This is a genomic window from Oribacterium sp. C9, assembly GCF_002007235.1.
GTDB lineage: Bacteria > Bacillota > Clostridia > Lachnospirales > Lachnospiraceae > Oribacterium.
The window spans coordinates 48,352-65,171 of sequence record NZ_MUHW01000023.1 but is presented as its reverse complement, the minus strand read 5'-3'; the positions used below and the strand labels follow the sequence as shown (position 1 = coordinate 65,171).

At 46.3% G+C, this 16,820-nt stretch carries 14 protein-coding genes; 6 read left to right on the top strand and 8 right to left on the bottom strand.

Annotation, left to right across the window (positions count from 1 at the left end):
- Positions 1-127 precede the first annotated feature (127 nt).
- Positions 128-1,420, top strand: a complete 1,293-nt coding sequence (locus BXO88_RS13470; RefSeq protein ID WP_078038250.1) for a metallophosphoesterase family protein — start codon at positions 128-130, stop codon at positions 1,418-1,420.
- An 87-nt stretch (positions 1,421-1,507) separates the two neighbouring features.
- Positions 1,508-2,080 carry a carbonic anhydrase gene (locus BXO88_RS13465; RefSeq protein WP_078038249.1) on the top strand — a complete coding sequence of 191 codons (573 nt, stop codon included), beginning with the start codon at positions 1,508-1,510 and terminating at the stop codon, positions 2,078-2,080.
- Between the two features lie 135 nt (positions 2,081-2,215).
- Here BXO88_RS13465 and BXO88_RS13460 read toward each other — a convergent pair whose 3' ends face one another.
- From BXO88_RS13460 to BXO88_RS13440, 5 genes are all read right to left on the bottom strand, one after another.
- Positions 2,216-2,965, bottom strand: a complete 750-nt coding sequence (locus BXO88_RS13460) for an exonuclease domain-containing protein (protein WP_168171715.1) — start codon at positions 2,963-2,965, stop codon at positions 2,216-2,218.
- 186 nt (positions 2,966-3,151) lie between these two features.
- Complete coding sequence (locus BXO88_RS13455) at positions 3,152-4,561, bottom strand: alanine/glycine:cation symporter family protein (protein WP_078038247.1); 1,410 nt, start codon at positions 4,559-4,561, stop codon at positions 3,152-3,154.
- A gap of 106 nt (positions 4,562-4,667) precedes the next feature.
- Positions 4,668-5,528 (bottom strand): DMT family transporter, encoded by an 861-nt coding sequence (locus BXO88_RS13450; protein WP_078038246.1) that lies wholly within the window; start codon positions 5,526-5,528, stop codon positions 4,668-4,670.
- Between the two features lie 91 nt (positions 5,529-5,619).
- The gene (locus BXO88_RS13445) at positions 5,620-7,635 is read right to left on the bottom strand and encodes a sensor domain-containing diguanylate cyclase (RefSeq protein ID WP_078038245.1); all 2,016 of its coding nucleotides are present in this window, start codon (positions 7,633-7,635) and stop codon (positions 5,620-5,622) included.
- 127 nt (positions 7,636-7,762) lie between these two features.
- Positions 7,763-8,941 (bottom strand): cysteine desulfurase family protein, encoded by a 1,179-nt coding sequence (locus tag BXO88_RS13440; RefSeq protein ID WP_078038244.1) that lies wholly within the window; start codon positions 8,939-8,941, stop codon positions 7,763-7,765.
- A 136-nt stretch (positions 8,942-9,077) separates the two neighbouring features.
- Here BXO88_RS13440 and amrA point away from each other — a divergent pair, with 136 nt between their 5' ends.
- Positions 9,078-10,463 carry an AmmeMemoRadiSam system protein A gene (gene amrA, locus BXO88_RS13435; protein WP_078038243.1) on the top strand — a complete coding sequence of 462 codons (1,386 nt, stop codon included), beginning with the start codon at positions 9,078-9,080 and terminating at the stop codon, positions 10,461-10,463.
- A 58-nt stretch (positions 10,464-10,521) separates the two neighbouring features.
- On the opposite strand, the gene BXO88_RS13430 is transcribed toward amrA, so the two are convergent.
- The 3 genes from BXO88_RS13430 to BXO88_RS13420 form a co-directional block, all read right to left on the bottom strand.
- Positions 10,522-11,271, bottom strand: coding sequence for an SDR family NAD(P)-dependent oxidoreductase (locus BXO88_RS13430; RefSeq protein ID WP_078038242.1), 750 nt, complete (start codon positions 11,269-11,271; stop codon positions 10,522-10,524).
- Positions 11,272-11,307: 36 nt separating this feature from the next.
- Positions 11,308-12,435, bottom strand: coding sequence for an enolase C-terminal domain-like protein (locus BXO88_RS13425; protein WP_078038241.1), 1,128 nt, complete (start codon positions 12,433-12,435; stop codon positions 11,308-11,310).
- Positions 12,436-12,570: 135 nt separating this feature from the next.
- Positions 12,571-13,149, bottom strand: a complete 579-nt coding sequence (locus tag BXO88_RS13420) for a YcxB family protein (RefSeq protein WP_078038240.1) — start codon at positions 13,147-13,149, stop codon at positions 12,571-12,573.
- A gap of 458 nt (positions 13,150-13,607) precedes the next feature.
- On the opposite strand from BXO88_RS13420, the gene BXO88_RS13415 reads away from it, so the two are divergent.
- From BXO88_RS13415 to BXO88_RS13405, 3 genes are read left to right on the top strand one after another with little or no spacing between them, the layout of a single operon-like run.
- Positions 13,608-14,774 carry a TRAP transporter substrate-binding protein gene (locus tag BXO88_RS13415; protein WP_168171714.1) on the top strand — a complete coding sequence of 389 codons (1,167 nt, stop codon included), beginning with the start codon at positions 13,608-13,610 and terminating at the stop codon, positions 14,772-14,774.
- 26 nt (positions 14,775-14,800) lie between these two features.
- The gene (locus BXO88_RS13410) at positions 14,801-15,397 is read left to right on the top strand and encodes a TRAP transporter small permease (RefSeq protein ID WP_078038238.1); all 597 of its coding nucleotides are present in this window, start codon (positions 14,801-14,803) and stop codon (positions 15,395-15,397) included.
- Positions 15,390-16,700 carry a TRAP transporter large permease gene (locus BXO88_RS13405; RefSeq protein WP_078038237.1) on the top strand — a complete coding sequence of 437 codons (1,311 nt, stop codon included), beginning with the start codon at positions 15,390-15,392 and terminating at the stop codon, positions 16,698-16,700. The genes BXO88_RS13410 and BXO88_RS13405 overlap by 8 nt, the downstream gene beginning before the upstream one ends.
- Positions 16,701-16,820: the final 120 nt, after the last annotated feature.

The following is a 16,820-nucleotide window of genomic DNA, read 5'->3' as shown; positions in this document are numbered from 1 at the left end:
TGCCGAACGGCACGTACGGTGGTGTGAGAGGGGGATTATATTCCCCCTACTCGATTGTCTCGTTTTAATTATGCAGATTGACATCAGCTGTGTACATGACATAACATTTCTCTAATGGAGGAACGTAATGAAGCTTAGGAAAACCAGGAAAAACAGAATAATCAGTGCAGTCATGACAGTACTTTGCATACTGTTCATAGGGAATGCCTTAACGGCATGCGGCGGTTCCGAAGGAAGTGGTAAAAAGGCTGATGAGTCAGGAAGAACCGGAACAGGTAACGGTATGGAGCAGACGGATACAGACAGATCGTCTCTTAAGGATGATCCTATATGGGAAGATGATGAAAGTGTGAAGGCAATCATCACATCAGACCTTCACTATACCGGTTACAGGGAAGTGGATCATATGAGTGTTCCGGGCATGGCTGTTGCGGAAGAAATCACGGATGCGATCGTAGATGAAGTGATCGCGAAGCATCCGGATGTTTTTATCATGACCGGTGACAATACAAACAGCGGTTACACAGGTGATGTATCGGAGCTTGTCTCAAAGCTTCAAAAGATAAAGGACAGTGGTATCCCTGTTATACTGACCACCGGCAATCATGATTTTGATCTCATGGATGAAGCCGGGTATGAGAAATTGTATTTCGGACTTTTGGAACCGGTGGACAGAGATACGGCGTCACTCAGCTATACAGCCATAGTACGTGATGTGGTATTTCTCGCAATGGATGACAAAGCACTCCACCTTGGAGCGCAGGGAGAATTTTCACAGGAGACCATGAAGTGGCTCGGTGAAATGCTGGAGAAATATAAAGGTCACAGGATACTTTTTCTGTCTCATCATAATGTTCTCTACGGAGCAGGTGATAAGGGAGCCGCATCCCATGTGATCCATAACACGGAACTGGCTGATGTGCTTCGCTCAGGAGGAGTAAAGCTTGCCATAACAGGACATATGCATTCGCAGTATATAACTGAGAGCGATGGACTCTGGGAGGTTCTGAGCGGTATGCCATTCTCCGGCAGGCATCTGATAGGGGAACTTGCCTTAGGTAAGGATAGGCTGGTCTATTATGCAGAGCCTATAGATTTTTCAAGCTACGGGTCTGATGTGAAACCAAGGCTTGAGGAACTTGAACGGGAGAGCTCGGAATTTATGCACGAGACATTAGCGAAGCTTTTGGAAGGAGAGGGGCTCAGCGGTCAAAAGAAGGATGAAGTGCTGAAGCTGATAGACAGGTTCTTCAGGTATTATGAGGAAGGGTCTTTGGCAGAGCACAAGCAGGAGCTTAAGGTCGATCCTGTTTACAAAGATATGATAGAATCACTATGGAATCACAATTACGGACCCTGGATGCAGAGCATGGTGGAAACTACAAAGTACAGTGGAAGAGAGCTGGAGTTAAAGCTGTGAATTTGAGCTGTACGGAAATATCAGATTATCCGGTCTGTGAGCCGGAATTTCAGACGGCAAAGTGACTTGAAAACAGGAGGGAAATTTATGGATAAGATCGTGATGTCTGCGGATAAGGCATTGGAACGCCTCATGGAGGGAAATCGAAAATACCTGGAGACCGACATGAGCAACGGAGATGTTTCATATACTGCACGTTTAAAGACAGCCGGCAAGGGACAGGAGCCCTTTGCGGTGGTGGTGACCTGCTCGGATGCGAGAGTTATTCCCGAGACTATATTTTCAACCGGAATAGGTGAGCTCTTTGTTATCAGGGTTGCCGGTAATGTTATCGACGATCATCAGCTGGGAAGCATAGAGTATGCGGCGAGCCATCTGGGTACGAGGCTTATCGTAGTCATGGGACATACGAACTGCGGTGCCATAGGAGCAGCCTTCCATCCTGATGATGACAATAAATACATCAGGTTTATACTTCATGAGATAAGAGAGGCCATAAGGGATGAAACGGATCCGGAAAAGGCATGTGTTCTCAATGTGAAGCACAGTGTTGCTGCGGTGGAGGAAAGTCTCGAGATACAGAAGGAAGAGCATGAGCACAGTCTGAAGGTAGTGGGAGCACTGTATCATATAGATACCGGAAAGGTGGACTTTATATAAGGGGCATAAATTATTCTACGCTTGTGCCGGCATAAAACTGGAAGGATCGTGGTGGCGCGGAGCTCGAAATGATTCGATAGCGGCAAATAACACTTACATAGTAGAATAGTAAAAAAGAACAGGAATCGGTCTTTATCAAGCCGATTCCTGTTTTTTAGTTTCATCGTTTTGACCGAGAAATTCGAAAAAGCTCGGGAATTTCTCGCCGTTGTTTATGCGTTCTATAAGTTCGTTTATATCAGTGCCGTGCAGCTTCAGGCTTTCCATAAGCTGTTTAGCTGCGAGGAAATCATTTCTGTGGCATTCGAAGTCATGAAACTGTTTTGCTCTTTGTTTGTTGAACTTCTTAAGTTCGGTAGCGTAAACTATCTCGTGTAAAGATATGGCATCATCCAAAGCATTGTGCCTGTCTCTTTTCTGGCAGTTGCATATAAACGAAGCATTCTCTACAGAAGTTACGGATTTGGTTCCCAGCTTACTGCAGATGTCAGGGGCGATATCTACGAAGCGGTCAAGTATATCACGTTCTTCCTTAGGTATATCATAAAACTCACAGTTCCAATTCATCATGGGCAGGTCGCTTCCGCCCCAGGTGAAGATCTTGGTAATGTTGTTTCGAAGTACATATTCTCTGAATGCTCTGTAAACTACATTGAATCCTTCAGCCTTATCTATGACCGACTGAGAGATGTTAGTAAGCTCACGTATGGCTCTGTAAACCTTTCCGTCATTCTTTTCCGGTCGGCAAAAGGATTGAAAAGGCTTTTTAACAGGCACTTGTTTTTTGCTTTTACATGGTATAACTGCGATATCGATCAGACTGTAATCAAAGTTTCCGTCTGACTGTCTCAGTGAGTTGAATTCAGCATCAAAAAAACCAATCATCGCTAACCTCCTGAAAAAATTACGACTTATGATATCATTTCCCATATAAAATGAACAAGTGCTTATTTATTAAATTTCTGAAACTTCGGTTAGTGATGTAGGTATTTCTTTAAGAACAAGGTATGTTCCGGCGGAATTCTGTGAAAAGCCAGAGACAATCCACGCTCCTGATAGAGGTTCATGATATCAGTGCCAGAAATCGAGATCTGATTCAGGAAGTCCTAGCTTTCTTGCGTCAAATACAGGATCCTTTCCTGCGGCCCTCTGTTCTTCGTAATCTCTCAGTGTCTTAAGGGCAATTTTTCCAAGTATCATACATGCCGGAAGGTTGATAAGAGTCATGCCACCCATGGTGATATCGGCTAGCGCCCATGCGGCATTCATAGGGAGAATGGCACCAAAGAGAATGATGGCTGCACAGAATATATGAAAGGCGAGTAGGAATCTCCGGGACGGTATCCTTTTTTTATTGAGATAGATGATGGCATTATCAACGTAAAAAAGATTTCCGAGTATAGTCGTGAAAGCGAAAAGACTCATGGCGATGGTGATGAAAAGAGGTCCCACCCCTCCGAAAACTGTGGATATGGCGTTCTGAACATAGAGAGCACCGGACACAGCTTCGTTTCTTTCGACACCGCTTGATAAGCACATAAGTGCAGTAGCTGTACACAAAAGCAGAGTATCTATATAGACTGATAAGGTTTGAACCAGACCCTGCTTTACCGGGTGGGACACAGCTGCTGAGGCGGAAGCATTGGGCGCAGAACCCACACCGGCTTCGTTGGAGTAAAGTCCTCGTTTGATTCCGTATATCATGCAGGAACCGGAAACGGCACCGAAGATAGCCTTTATGTCAAAGGCATCCTTAAATATCATGGCGAACATGGCAGGGATATGTATCCAGTTAACGAGTATCACCACCAGCGAGACTGCAACATAGGAGAGACCCATGAGAGGTACGATTAGGCTGGTAAAGGCAATGATCCTTTTTCCTCCGCCAAACAGGCAGTATGCTGTCAAAAGAGAGAGGATGGTACCCACGAGAACAGGGGTGCTTTTTGCGTCGTAAAACCTGTAAGCCGCAAATGTGGACTGAAGATTGTATGAACACAAAAGGTTAAATCCTACCGCGTATGTGGCAATGAGAAATACGCAGAAGGCCTTTGCGACAAAGGGTGCCTTTAATGCTTTTTCGATGTAATAGGCAGGACCGCCGTAGGAGTTGCCGTTTTTCATTTTCTGCTTGTATATCTGAGCCAGGGTGCTTTCGATAAATGCGGATGAAGCTCCGATGATGCACATGAGCCACATCCAGAAGCATGCCCCCGGACCGCCCAGACAGATGGCAGTGGATACCCCCACGATGTTGCCGGTTCCTACTCTTGATGCTGTGGAGACCAGCATCGCCTGAAGGGAGGAAATACCACCTTTTTTACCTGCCGGTTCTTTTAAAAGCCGTATGGATTCGGGAAAAAGTCGTATCTGAACGCCTTTGGTAAGGACTGTGAAGTACAATCCGGCGAGTGCCATGACGATCATGAGCACCGGGTAATACATAACGCTGTCGATCTGATCCAATAAATCTAATATCATATTACTGTGAAAATTTTCTCCTGATTTCTATTTGCCATGCAATATAACCCATGGAAATAAGATTATATCATGACATGAGTGCCAAGACATAAGATAATATCTTTTTTCATGAATTAACTTTCCGGTTGTACAGAAACATGAGGATGGCGGCGCCTATTATGAGTCCGTAGCCAACTACGCTCCAGATATCCGGGATGTCACCGAAAAGGAAAAATCCGAGAAGTGCTGCCCAAAGGACCTGGGTGTAGTCGTAGACAGATATCTGCTTGGAAGGAGCGTTGCTGTAGGCTGCCGTTACAGAGAACTGTCCGCCTGTTGCAGCAGCTCCCGCAAATAGAAGCATACAGAGCTGATGAAGGCTCATAGGGTGGTAGTTTGTGATGATATAAGGAAGAACAGACAGGCAGGAGAATAGTGAGAAGAAAAGAACTATGGTCGCTCCCTTTTCTCCCTTAAGACTTGCTTTTCTTACGAAGGTATATGCCAGTCCTGCGGTAACGCCTCCCATCAGTCCGGCAAGGGAGCCTGTTATGTTGAGGTTTTCCGGGGATGGCTTCACAACGAAGAAGCATCCTGAAAATGCTATAAGTATGATGAGAAGGTGCATAGGCTTCAGTTTTTCTTTCAATATGAAGAAGGAGAAGATAAGGACCATGAAGGGTGACATCTTGTTAAGGATAGAAGCATTGGCAAGAGTCAGATGGTCAACGGCGTAAAAGTTACAGAGGATGCCTACAGTTCCGAAAAACGATCTTAGGAACAGTACAGGAAGATTTTCCTTTTTGGGATGGAAGCCCTCACCGCTTTTTATGATCATCATGACAGCAACGAAGACTGCCACCAGATTTCTGAAGAAGCTTTTCTGTATGCTGGGAACGTCGCCTGCGAGGCGAACGAAGATATTCATCAGATTGAAGAAAAATGCGGATAAACAAATGAAAAGGATTGCCTTACTTTTTTTGCTCATGATACCTCCGGGGTTAAAAATGATGAAGGTATTATGAGAGAAAAAACGCAATATGTAAAGCCCCGGCAAGGATACCGGGGCTTATGGAAAGCTAATTACTATAGGCTTTTATCTGATTCTTGCCGGCATCCTTTGCCTCATAGAGGCGGGAGTCGGCACTTCTGTAGAGATTCCACATGCTGGTTATGCCTTCACTCTTGGAGTCTGCCATTCCTATGCTTATAGTGAGACCTGCTTCCATATGGTCGTGATAGACTTTATGTTTTGAGACCCGTTCCCTCGCCAGATTCATCCTTTCGACAAACTGCTCGTAGCTCAGTACGGAAGGATTCAATATCATGAATTCATCACCACCCATTCTGATGAGATGGATGTCATGACCGCTTCTGAAGCAGCCCTTCAGGACCATGGCCAGCTCCTTCAGTACCTGATCTCCGAAGTCATGCCCAAAATCCGTATTGAAATGCTTGAAGTCATCTATGTCGAAGAAAGCGATGGACATGCCGTTTTTTTCCTGTGCTTCATCGAAAAGATCATCCCCCATGATATTGAAGAACGCACGGTTCAGTAGACCCGTGAGACCATCTAAATAGACCACGTCATTGATGAGATATTCTGTCTGGTCCAGCATGTTGCTCATATCTTCTATCTGGAGATTTATGGCTGCAAGTCTGTCTGCCATAGCATGGCTGCAGGAGAGTATTCGTTCTGCGTAGTCATGAATCTCCATAGGGTTGTCATTTTTCAGGATCTGTCTGAGTCTCCGCTGTATCATGAGAAGAGTTTTCAGCACATAGGTTTCTCGCTGTACTATACTGTCTTTCGTTTTCATGACATAATGAAGCATGAAGTCCAAAGGATAGATCCTCGCATTCAAGGTCTCTTTTTTCTGTTTGTGCTCTTCGTGACAGATCTCTGTCGTCAGATCCTGAACTGCAGTTATGTCACATGCGTCGCCTTCGCTTATAACTTCTTTGATATCCAGAGGATCTTCAGGACATACTTTTCTTTCGAATATAGCACTTATCATGGTCTGATTCGAATTCTGGATATCATACTGTTCACTCATTCCCACGATGCCGAGAGAATTGAGCCCTGAATCATCCAGCATTCCGGCATACCAGTCGAGACTTCCTTCTTTTTCAAAAAGAAGATATCTGTACAGGCAGTCAATGGTCAGTATGGTAGCCGCATCAGGAAGATCACTGCCCAGTTTACTGAATTTTTCGGTAATGATGTTCTTGTAGTCATCTATATCGTTGATATATAAAAGATCGTTCTGGTTTATCTGCTTACAAAGAGTCAGACTGCCGTCAGGGTTACACTCCCTGATGGATACCAGATAATTATCCTCGCCGATACATTTACTTAAAGGATGATATGGATAAGCGTCACTGATATCATCGAGGGAAATGCCCAGCTCTTCACAGTAAACCTCCGCCGCCGGTCTTCCGTCGAGCTCCATGAGGATTCTGGCCTCTTTGTCTACCTTTGTTGCTATGTAAAGCTGACCGTTACTGTGATGCTTATATATGTTCTGTGAATAAGTTATGATCCTGCCGTACAGATTTCTGATGAGGATATAGATGCATGCGTCATCATATAGCTGTCTGCCATAGAAAATACGGCTGGCATAACTTGAGCCCATAAGATGCGTAGTGGCTCCAAAAACAGTTATGCCATGCTCTTTCATGACGGAGTTCAATGTTGTCATCAGGCGATCCTCGCCACCCGTACAGAATTCGAGGCAGATAGTATCGTCATTACCGGGATGAATGTTCGCGACCTTCTTCTGAATCTCCAGTATATCCTTGGCGGGATCAGTGCTTACATCTTCTATGATGCCGTAAGAATACTCAAACTCCGAAGGATCATTCTCTATAAACATGAGCACAGTGCCGTTTTTGTTCAGAACTCCATGACGAAAATAATAGGACTGAACGCCCATGACATGTGGCATGGGGAAAGCATCGTTTATTTTTTTAGATACCTCTTCTATATCGTCAGCCGTAACAAACAGGATCATCTGAGTGTCCTGCTTTTTTTCAGTACATTCTTTTAATAATGCATCAAGTTCTTTTTCTATACCGGTCTCTGCAAGAAACATAATGGAGATCCTCCTGGGTCTCTATCGCAACACTTCCAAGGTACATATCGGCATTTTTTCTTATTAGATTATGATGTGAGTATCAAAATATGAGAATAAAGCGTTCCGCGCCGGCATTTATTTTAAATTATATTTTTTTGATACGGGTCACCAGTTCTTTCAGGGTATCCGCCACATAGTCTGTGTCCTCTATAGAAGTGTCATGACTGATGGTCAGTCTGAGGCTTGCTCTTGCGTCATCTTTACTGAGCCCCATCGCCATAAGCACATGGCTCGGCTCCAGAGAACCGCTGGCGCAGGCAGAACCTGCACTTGCATAGATCTGCCGTTCGTTGAGAAGTAGAAGCAGAGTCTCGCCATCTGTCCCCGGAAAGCAGACATTTACGTTGTTCGGGAGTCTCGAGGCCCTGTCGCCATTCAGTCTTGCGCCCGGAATCTCTGTGAGGAGTCTCTCGATGAGATGGTCCCGTACTTCGGTTTCCCGGATCTTCCTTATGCCGAGGCTTCCGCAGGCAATCTCCGCCGCCCTCGCAAATCCTGCTATGGCGGGAACATTTTCGGTACCGGCTCTCCGGCCCCGCTCCTGAGCACCTCCGTGAATAAATCCCGGAAGAGTTATATCACGGCGTATATAGAGGAATCCTACGCCCTTTGGTCCGTTTAGTTTGTGAGCACTTGAAGACATGAGGTCAACATTGAGCTCCGAAACATCTAACTCTATGTGACCGAATGCCTGAACCGCATCGGTATGGAAGAGGATCTTCTGTCCGGTTTCTGTCTCATGTTTCCTGAGTGCTTCTCCAATCTCTTTTATCGGCTCGACAGTTCCTACCTCGTTGTTGGCAGTCATGATGCTGACGAGGAAGGTGTCTTTCCGGATGGAAGCCATGACAGCCGCGGGATCGACATTGCCATAAGCATCCACATCGAGATAGGTCACCTCAACGCCCTGAGCTTCCAGATACCTGCAGGTGTTGAGGATGGCATGATGTTCTATTTTGTCAGTGATGATGTGTCCGGGCAGCCCCTTTTCACGAAGGGCGGGACGGGCATGTTCAAACGCACCAACCAGCGCCCAGTTGTCGGACTCGGATCCTCCGCTGGTGAAATAAATTTCCGACGGCTTCGCACCTATGGTGGAAGCTATGGTGCGTCTGCTGTTTTCTATCGCACTTTTTGCCCGCTGCCCCGGCATATAGATAGTGGATGCATTACCGAACTCATCTGTAAGGTAAGGCATCATGGCCTCGAGGGCCTCTTTTGAGAGCGGCGTGGTAGCCGCATTGTCCATGTAATAGTTTTTCATGGGAACTATAATAATGATATTGGTTACGCGGTGCAATATGTATGTATGGTAAAATAGTTTAAAAGGCCGGTGCAATGTGAACCTGGTGTTCTGGCGTTCGTTGCGAGGCGGGTGAGTAAAAAAATAAGGAGGAACTATGTCTATATTAGCTGCATTTATGGTGCCGCATCCACCGCTGATCATCCCTGAGATAGGACGCGGCAGTGAGAAGAGCGTTCAGGAAACGATAGATGCGTATGAGAGGGTGGCGCAGGAGATCGCAGAGCTTAAGCCTGAAACTATCGTCATCACAAGCCCTCACAGTATCATGTATTCTGATTATTTTCATATTTCTCCAGGTAGGGGTGCCAGAGGGGACTTTGCGAGGTTCAGAGCATCGGAAGTGACCTTCGAAGAGAGATATGATGAGGAACTCAGAGACAGAATATGTGACATAGCGGAGAGTGAGGATTTCCCGGCAGGAACATTGGGAGAGAAGGATGCGGAGCTGGATCACGGTACCATGGTTCCGCTTTGGTTCATTCGAAGAAAGTACAGTGGAGGAAAACTCATAAGGATAGGACTTTCGGGCCTGGGACTTGCCGAGCATTACAGGTTGGGAGAGATGATTCAAAAGGCGACTGACGATTTAGGCCGTCGAGTGGTCTTTGTGGCGAGCGGTGATCTGTCTCATAAGCTTCAGGCTCACGGACCGTACGGATTTGCTTCGGAAGGTCCGGTTTATGATGAAAGGATCATGGATGTGGCGGGAAGAGCCGCCTTTCAGGAGATGTTTGATTTCCGGGAGGATTTCTGCAGGCGTGCGGCTGAGTGCGGTCATCGTTCTTTCGTGATCATGGCGGGTGCTTTGGACGGGATGAAGGTGGATGCCAATGTTTACTCCCATCAGGATGTGACCGGAGTCGGATATGGAATCGCCTCCTTCTATCCTGTGGAGTCGGATGATTCCAGACATTTCCGGGAGAGTTATCTCGCAAAGCTTAAGGAAGAACTGGAGGCGAAGACATTGGCATCGGATGCGTATGTGAGACTGGCAAGAGCTTCGCTGGAAAGCTTCATCATGAATCGGAAGGTGCTGGAGATCCCTGAGGGACTGCCTTCTGAAATGCTGTCGAAGCGTGCCGGAGCTTTCGTGTCCATACATAAGGACGGGAGACTCAGAGGATGCATAGGGACCATACTGCCTGTAACCGAGTGCGTGGCACGGGAGATCATAAACAATGCCATCAGTGCGTCTACGAGAGACCCGAGGTTCGATGCTATACGTCCTGAGGAGCTGCCTTTCCTCGACATCAATGTTGATGTGTTGGGGGAGCCCGAAGATATCACGGGGCCTGAGGAGCTGGATGTGAAGCGGTACGGAGTCATAGTCAGCGCCGGTAACCGCAGGGGGCTTCTGCTTCCTGATCTCGAGGGAGTCGATACTGTGGAGCAGCAGATAGCCATCGCGAGACAAAAGGGCGGAATCGATCCAGAGGAGAAGGTGAAACTCCAGAGATTCGAAGTTGTGAGACATATCTGATGCAGACTTTCACCGCTACTTGACTATGCAGTACACTTTGGTGTGCGATGTGGAGAGTCTAATATCCGAAAGCCAGTGCTCCGCCGTCCATGGCGTAGTCCTGACCGTTTATGTAAGAACCGTTCGGACCGATGAGGAATGCAGCCAGTGCTCCGAGATCCTTTGTATCTCCGAAATCATGTACAGGGATACGATTCAGTATCTGTTCGCGGCGTTTATCGTCCATGACCTCGTCGAGCATCTTACTGTGGAACCAGCCGGGAGCTATGGAGTTTACGGTAATGTTGTCGTTCGCCCATTCGATGGCTAGTCCTCTGGTGAGACCGAGCACTGCAGATTTGCTCACGCAGTAGGGAACCACCAGTGAGAATCCGAGATGAGCGCTCATGCTGGAGATATTGACTATCCTGCCCTTGTGAGGACTTTTTCTGAGATATGGATAGAGCATCTGAGCCATCAGGAATGAGCACTTGACGTTGGTGTTCAGGACCCTGTCAAATTCCTCCTCCGGAATATCCTGTGCCACGCACTTATAGGTGGCACCTGCGTTGTTGACAAGGAAGTCAAGGTGACCTTCATGCTTCTCTGCGAGCTCTCTGATGATACCCCTCATCTCTTCGGTATCGGTGATGTCTCCCTTTATGTGAACAGTTCCGGGGAGGCTTTCAGGGCAGTCTGACTTGACATGCCCGGTTCTGGAAATGATATATACAGTGGCGCCCCGGGCGGCAAGCTGATTTGCCACTTCCAGTCCTATGCCGCTGGAACCTCCTGTAACTATTCCTGCATATCCATCTAATTCTGACATAATATTCTCCGTTCTGCCGCATTTTTTATGCGGCGATCATCCCTTGTATTCCTGACAGATGTAATTGTGACAGGCTTTCTTAATGAGATCCCAGTCTAGATCGACACCGACTCCCGGTTTGTCTTCCGGAACGTGAATGATTCCGTTTTCATCGATAGGAAGATCTCCCTTCATAGGAAGCCTGTAATTATCTTCGGGAACGAAGTACTCAAAGTACTTGCAGTTCTTGATGGCACAGCTTACATGGAGGTTTGCCATATCCATATAGTTCATGGTGGTTGTATGGATCTCGACATTGAGACCGAAGGCCTCAGCGAGGTGAGCAATCTTCAGAGTGCCTGTGATTCCGTCTTTCCATGAAACATCGGCTCTTACGATGTCGGCTGCGTGCTGAGCGATAACCTGAGCCACGCCCCAATGACATCCTCTTGTGGTCTCTGTAGCAGCTATAGGGATGTCCAGAGTTCTGCAGAGCTCTGTGTACTTATAGAGCTCAAAGTCTCTGAAGGGTTCCTCGAACCATTCAAAATTCAGCCTCTCCAGCTGACGCCCCACGCGGACTGCTTCGTCCAGAGTGTAATCTCCGACCGGATCAGTCATGAGAGCATAATCGGGACCTACAGCATCCCGGACTGCCTGATGAACCTGCATGTCAAACTCTACAGGGCCGGCCGGATGCATCTTGTAACCCTTGAGACCTTTTTCCTTGTAATAGAGTGCTTCCTCGACATAATCCTGAACAGATGGCAGGAAGTTGGAGCTTGCATAGGCAGGAAGGCTGGTTCTGTAGGCTCCTATGTATTTGAAGAGCGGGAGGCCTGCTTCCTTTGCACATATATCCCAGAGTGCTACGTCAACAGGACCGGGAAGGAAAACAGGGAAGAATGCCTCGTGTCTGTCAATGATCCAAAGCTCCTGAAAAATAGCTTCGCGGTCATGAGGGTCTTTTCCCAAAACAACAGGTGCCACGGTTTCGTTGAGATAAGACTCTGAAACAGCGCCGGATCTGGCGGCCATACATGTGGCTATGCCTTCGATGGCCGTATCGGTGGTCAGCTTGATAACCAGAACATCCCAGCCCATCTTGGCTCCGCCCTGTCTTTTTTCATCGAAGAGGCAGCGACCTCTCTCGACCCACCAGGATTCAAATTTTTGAATTATCATGATAGATAGTCTCCTTGATTTTGAAAGATATAGTTAATGCAGTTAAATGCACTTAGGTTGCCGGATTAAAAATTCAGATATGCGGAATTTATTCTCAAGGCTGCAAATGCCTCTTTCTGTATGACAATCACTGCCTTATACAGAAGCGGATGCCGGAGTCCTGTCTTTGAAAGAGAAAGGACGGAGGAGACTAGCCTTATATCTCTGCTCCAGCTTCTCAGAGAGAAGTGATCTGAAGAAAGAGATGTCTGACAAAGTTATGGTGCTGTCCGGAAGTATCAGCGCTCTGTTCTTCATGTAGTAAAGATAAGTGGCTCCCTTTACCGAAACGGCACTGTCCAGGGTTTCCCAGTCAAGAGTGACATTTTCATCGCCTCTGTGAATCCAGATACCTCTCGATGTAAATCCTACGGTATAGGCTTCTTTGGCTTCTTTAGTCAATTTCAGGGTCTTTATCTGTCTGTTTACACTTTTCATATATCTGAAAAGATATACAAAAGGAAGCAGCAGCCCCGGGATAACGAAGGAAAGACAGAGAAGCGGCATACCTGTGTGATAATTGCACCAGCCGAAAAGGCATAGCAAAACGGCAAACACTGCTATCTTCAGTAAACTGTGATTTCTGATGAGACCGTTATAAATAGAAAATCTCCGGAAGTCGGAGTCTGTGATCTTTGAATGAAAAACCGTAAGGTTCTGCTCTGTATAAGCCATAAAAACCTCCAAAATATCTTGAAATGATGATGCTTCACTGATGCACCCCGGTATTCAAACAGTATACGTGAAGATATGTGACGGGTGCCTACTGAAACGTTTTAGAAAAATCATCATATTTTGTGCTATTCATACTATCATTTAATCATTTAAAAGTAAATACTGCAATATTTTTTCTTTGGCGTGAAAAAACGAGAAACGGAAGCATATATAATGTGCATAATTATCAATCGTATATCATGCGCATGATATACATATTATATAAAAGTCTGTTGACAATTGTCCTACAAGGGATTACTCTTGTGTTAACAAGTGAAACGTTTCAGAACGACAATCATGGTGAAACGTTCCTTTAAATTCAGGCTCTGACAGAACTTATGAAGGTCTGTCATGTATCGTCGGTTCTTTGCAAAAAACAAAATCCAACCGGACCGGCGTATCTATCAAAGGAGGAAACTATGAAAAAAAGATTAGTAGCACTTGCTATGGTTTCAGCGATGCTCACAGGACTGGCAGCGTGCGGATCATCATCACAGACTACAGCCACCACAGCAGCCGCAACAGAGAAGGCGGCAGAGAAGCCTGCCGAGACAACAGCGGCAGCTACAGAGGCAGCGAAGGAAGAAAAGAAGGAAGCTGCAGCATCAGATGACACCATGCCTGATCTTCAGACTATCCTTGACTGGGAAAAGGATGCTGAGGTGGTATTCAAGTATGGCGAGCTGAATCCTGATGACAACATTAACACCAGAGCAGGCTACATGTTCTCAAAGTATGTTCACGACATGTCAGACGGACGTATCGTTATCGAAGTAAACTCTTCATCAACACTCGGTGATGAGAAGACCTGCCTCAATGCGCTTCAGATGGGCGGAGGAACAGTTGATTTCTATCGTGGAAATACAAACTCACTTTCTGATTACGGTTTCAGAAAGCTCAACATGTTCGGTCTTCCATTCATTTTCAAGAGCCGCGAGAGTATGTGGAAGGTACTTGAGAACGACGAGCTCGGTCAGGCATTCTTCACAGAGGGCGTTGATGTAGGTGCCGGCATGGTCGGTATCACATACACAGATGAAGGTGCCAGAAACATTTTCACAAGAAATGAGATCAAGGGCTTCTCAGACATCAAGGGTCTGAAGATCAGAGTTCCTGAGACACAGCTCATGATGGATACCATGAAGGCACTTGGCTGCGAGCCTACACCTATTTCCTACAGCGAGCTCTACACATCACTTCAGTCAGGCGTAGTTGACGGTGCAGAGAACGGATATCCCGGATACTACTCCAACAAGTTCTATGAAGTAGCTCCTTACTATCTCCTTTCCAGACATACATTCTCTCCTGGAATCATCCTTATGGCACAGGCTAAGTGGGATTCACTTTCAGCAGATGATCAGCAGATCCTTCGTGAGGCAGGAAAGAAGGCTTCAGAGTGGAACAAGGCTCAGATCGAGAGCGAAGAGGTTGAGCTTAGAAAGAAGCTTGAGGACCTTGGTGTTACTATCCTTGAGATGAGTGATTCTGATGTTGCAGCAGCTCAGGAAGCTTGTAAGACTGTTTGGGCAGGCTACACAGAGGGAATCGAAGATCTTCTTCAGAAGGTTGTAGAGGTTCAGGGTTAAGACTTAGGACTGCAGGAGGATGACTGATGAAAAAGTTCTATGACACTGTGTATTGGCTGTTTATGTCATTCTGTAAAATAGTGTTCATCATATCTATTTGCATTACGAGTTATGTAGTATTCTGCCGATACATCTTACACAAAACACCTAGGTGGGGCGAACAGTCCATATTGCTCTGCATGGTCTATATGGCTTTGGTCAGTGCTTCTCTTGCAGTCAGAACTGATACACACCTCAGGGTTATGATTCTTGACTTCATACTTCCGAAAAAGGTCATAGACCTTCTCAAGGTTTTGAGTCAGGTTATGATCTTTGCATTTTCACTGTTTATGATCATCTACGGAGTACAGTTCTGTGCACTGATGACCAAGAGTACTATGTCAGGTATTCCTGTTCCTCAGGCAGTGCTCTACGGCGCAGTACCACTTGCCGGATTATGTATGCTTCTCATGCAGAGCGAGAGATTTTTCCTTGCGTTGTTCAAGAAGCTCGATAAGGTCCCTCAGGAGTATATAGATTTCTGGGAAGCTGAAAAGGCAAAGAAAGAGGCTGAACAGGCAGAGCGCGATGCGAGACTTGCGGAGGCAAGAAAGTGCAGAGAGGAGGAAAGGAACTATGCCTAGTACAACAGTAGCTACGATCATGCTCATAGGCATGTTCTTCGGCTTCATCATTTTGAGAATGCCTATCGCCTACGCAATCGGCATGGCTTCGGTTATTACATTCATGTATCTCCAGCTGCCGCTTATGCAGGTGGTACAGCTCATGGTAAAGGGAGTGTTCTCCTTCTCGCTTATGGCGGTGCCCTTCTTCATCATCTCGGGTGAGATAATGGGCAAGGGAGGCATTAGCGACAAGCTCATAGAGCTGTCGGATGCACTGGTCGGATGGATCAGAGGCGGACTTGCCATGGTTAATATCGTTGCATCCATGTTCTTCGGTGGTATCTCAGGTTCTTCGGCTGCGGATACGGCATCACTCGGAACCATTCTTATCCCGATGATGGAGAAGCAGGGCTATGACGGAGATTTCTCCACTGATGTTACTATGGCGAGCTCGGTAGAGGGTATCCTTATACCGCCAAGCCACAACATGGTTATTTACTCGACTGTAGCGGGAAGCGTTTCTGTAGGACGTCTGTTCCTTGCAGGGTTTGCACCGGGAGTCTTCCTCGGCATCGTTCTCATGATCTACAGCTATGTGATCTCCATTAAGAGAAACTATCCTAAGGGAACACCTTTCAGTATCAGTTATCTTTTCAAGACTGCTACTTCGGCGATCTGGGGTATGTTCACAGTCATGATAGTTGTGGTAGGTGTAGTAGCCGGAGTTTTCACGGCGACAGAGTCGGCGGCTATAGCAGTTGTGTGGTCACTTATAGTTTCATTCTTTATTTATAAGAAGATGAATTTCAAGGATTTCTGGATGGTATTGGAAAATGCTCTGAACACACTTGCTATCGTGCTGATCCTTATCTCCACATCAAGTGCATTTGGATGGCTGCTTACATACCTTAAGGTTCCTGCCATGATCTCAGGAACTATCCTTGGTATCACCACAAACAGATATGCGATCCTTATCATGATGAATATACTGATGCTTATCTTCGGAACCATGATGGACATGAGCGTTATTATTCTGGTTCTGACACCGATCCTTCTTCCGATAGCAACTTCCATCGGTATCGATCCGGTACACTTCGGTGTCATCATGATCACAAACCTTGGTATCGGTCTCGTAACACCGCCTGTAGGGTCAACGCTCTTCATCGGTGCGGCTATATCGAAGATTCCTTTGGAGAAGCTTTCAAAGAGTATGATACCGTTCTATATCTGTATGATCATCGTACTTCTGGTGGTTACTTATGTACCGGCTTTCTGCATGACGATTCCGAATCTCATCATGCCGATCGGTGTAGCCGGATGACCGGTAATTCGGTGAATTTTATATGAAGTGGTTTTAATGAATGCTGCTGAGATGCTTTGACGGCATTTTGGCAGCATTTCTTTACTTAAAAATGCCTGAAATAAGGCGATTTCTGGCTCT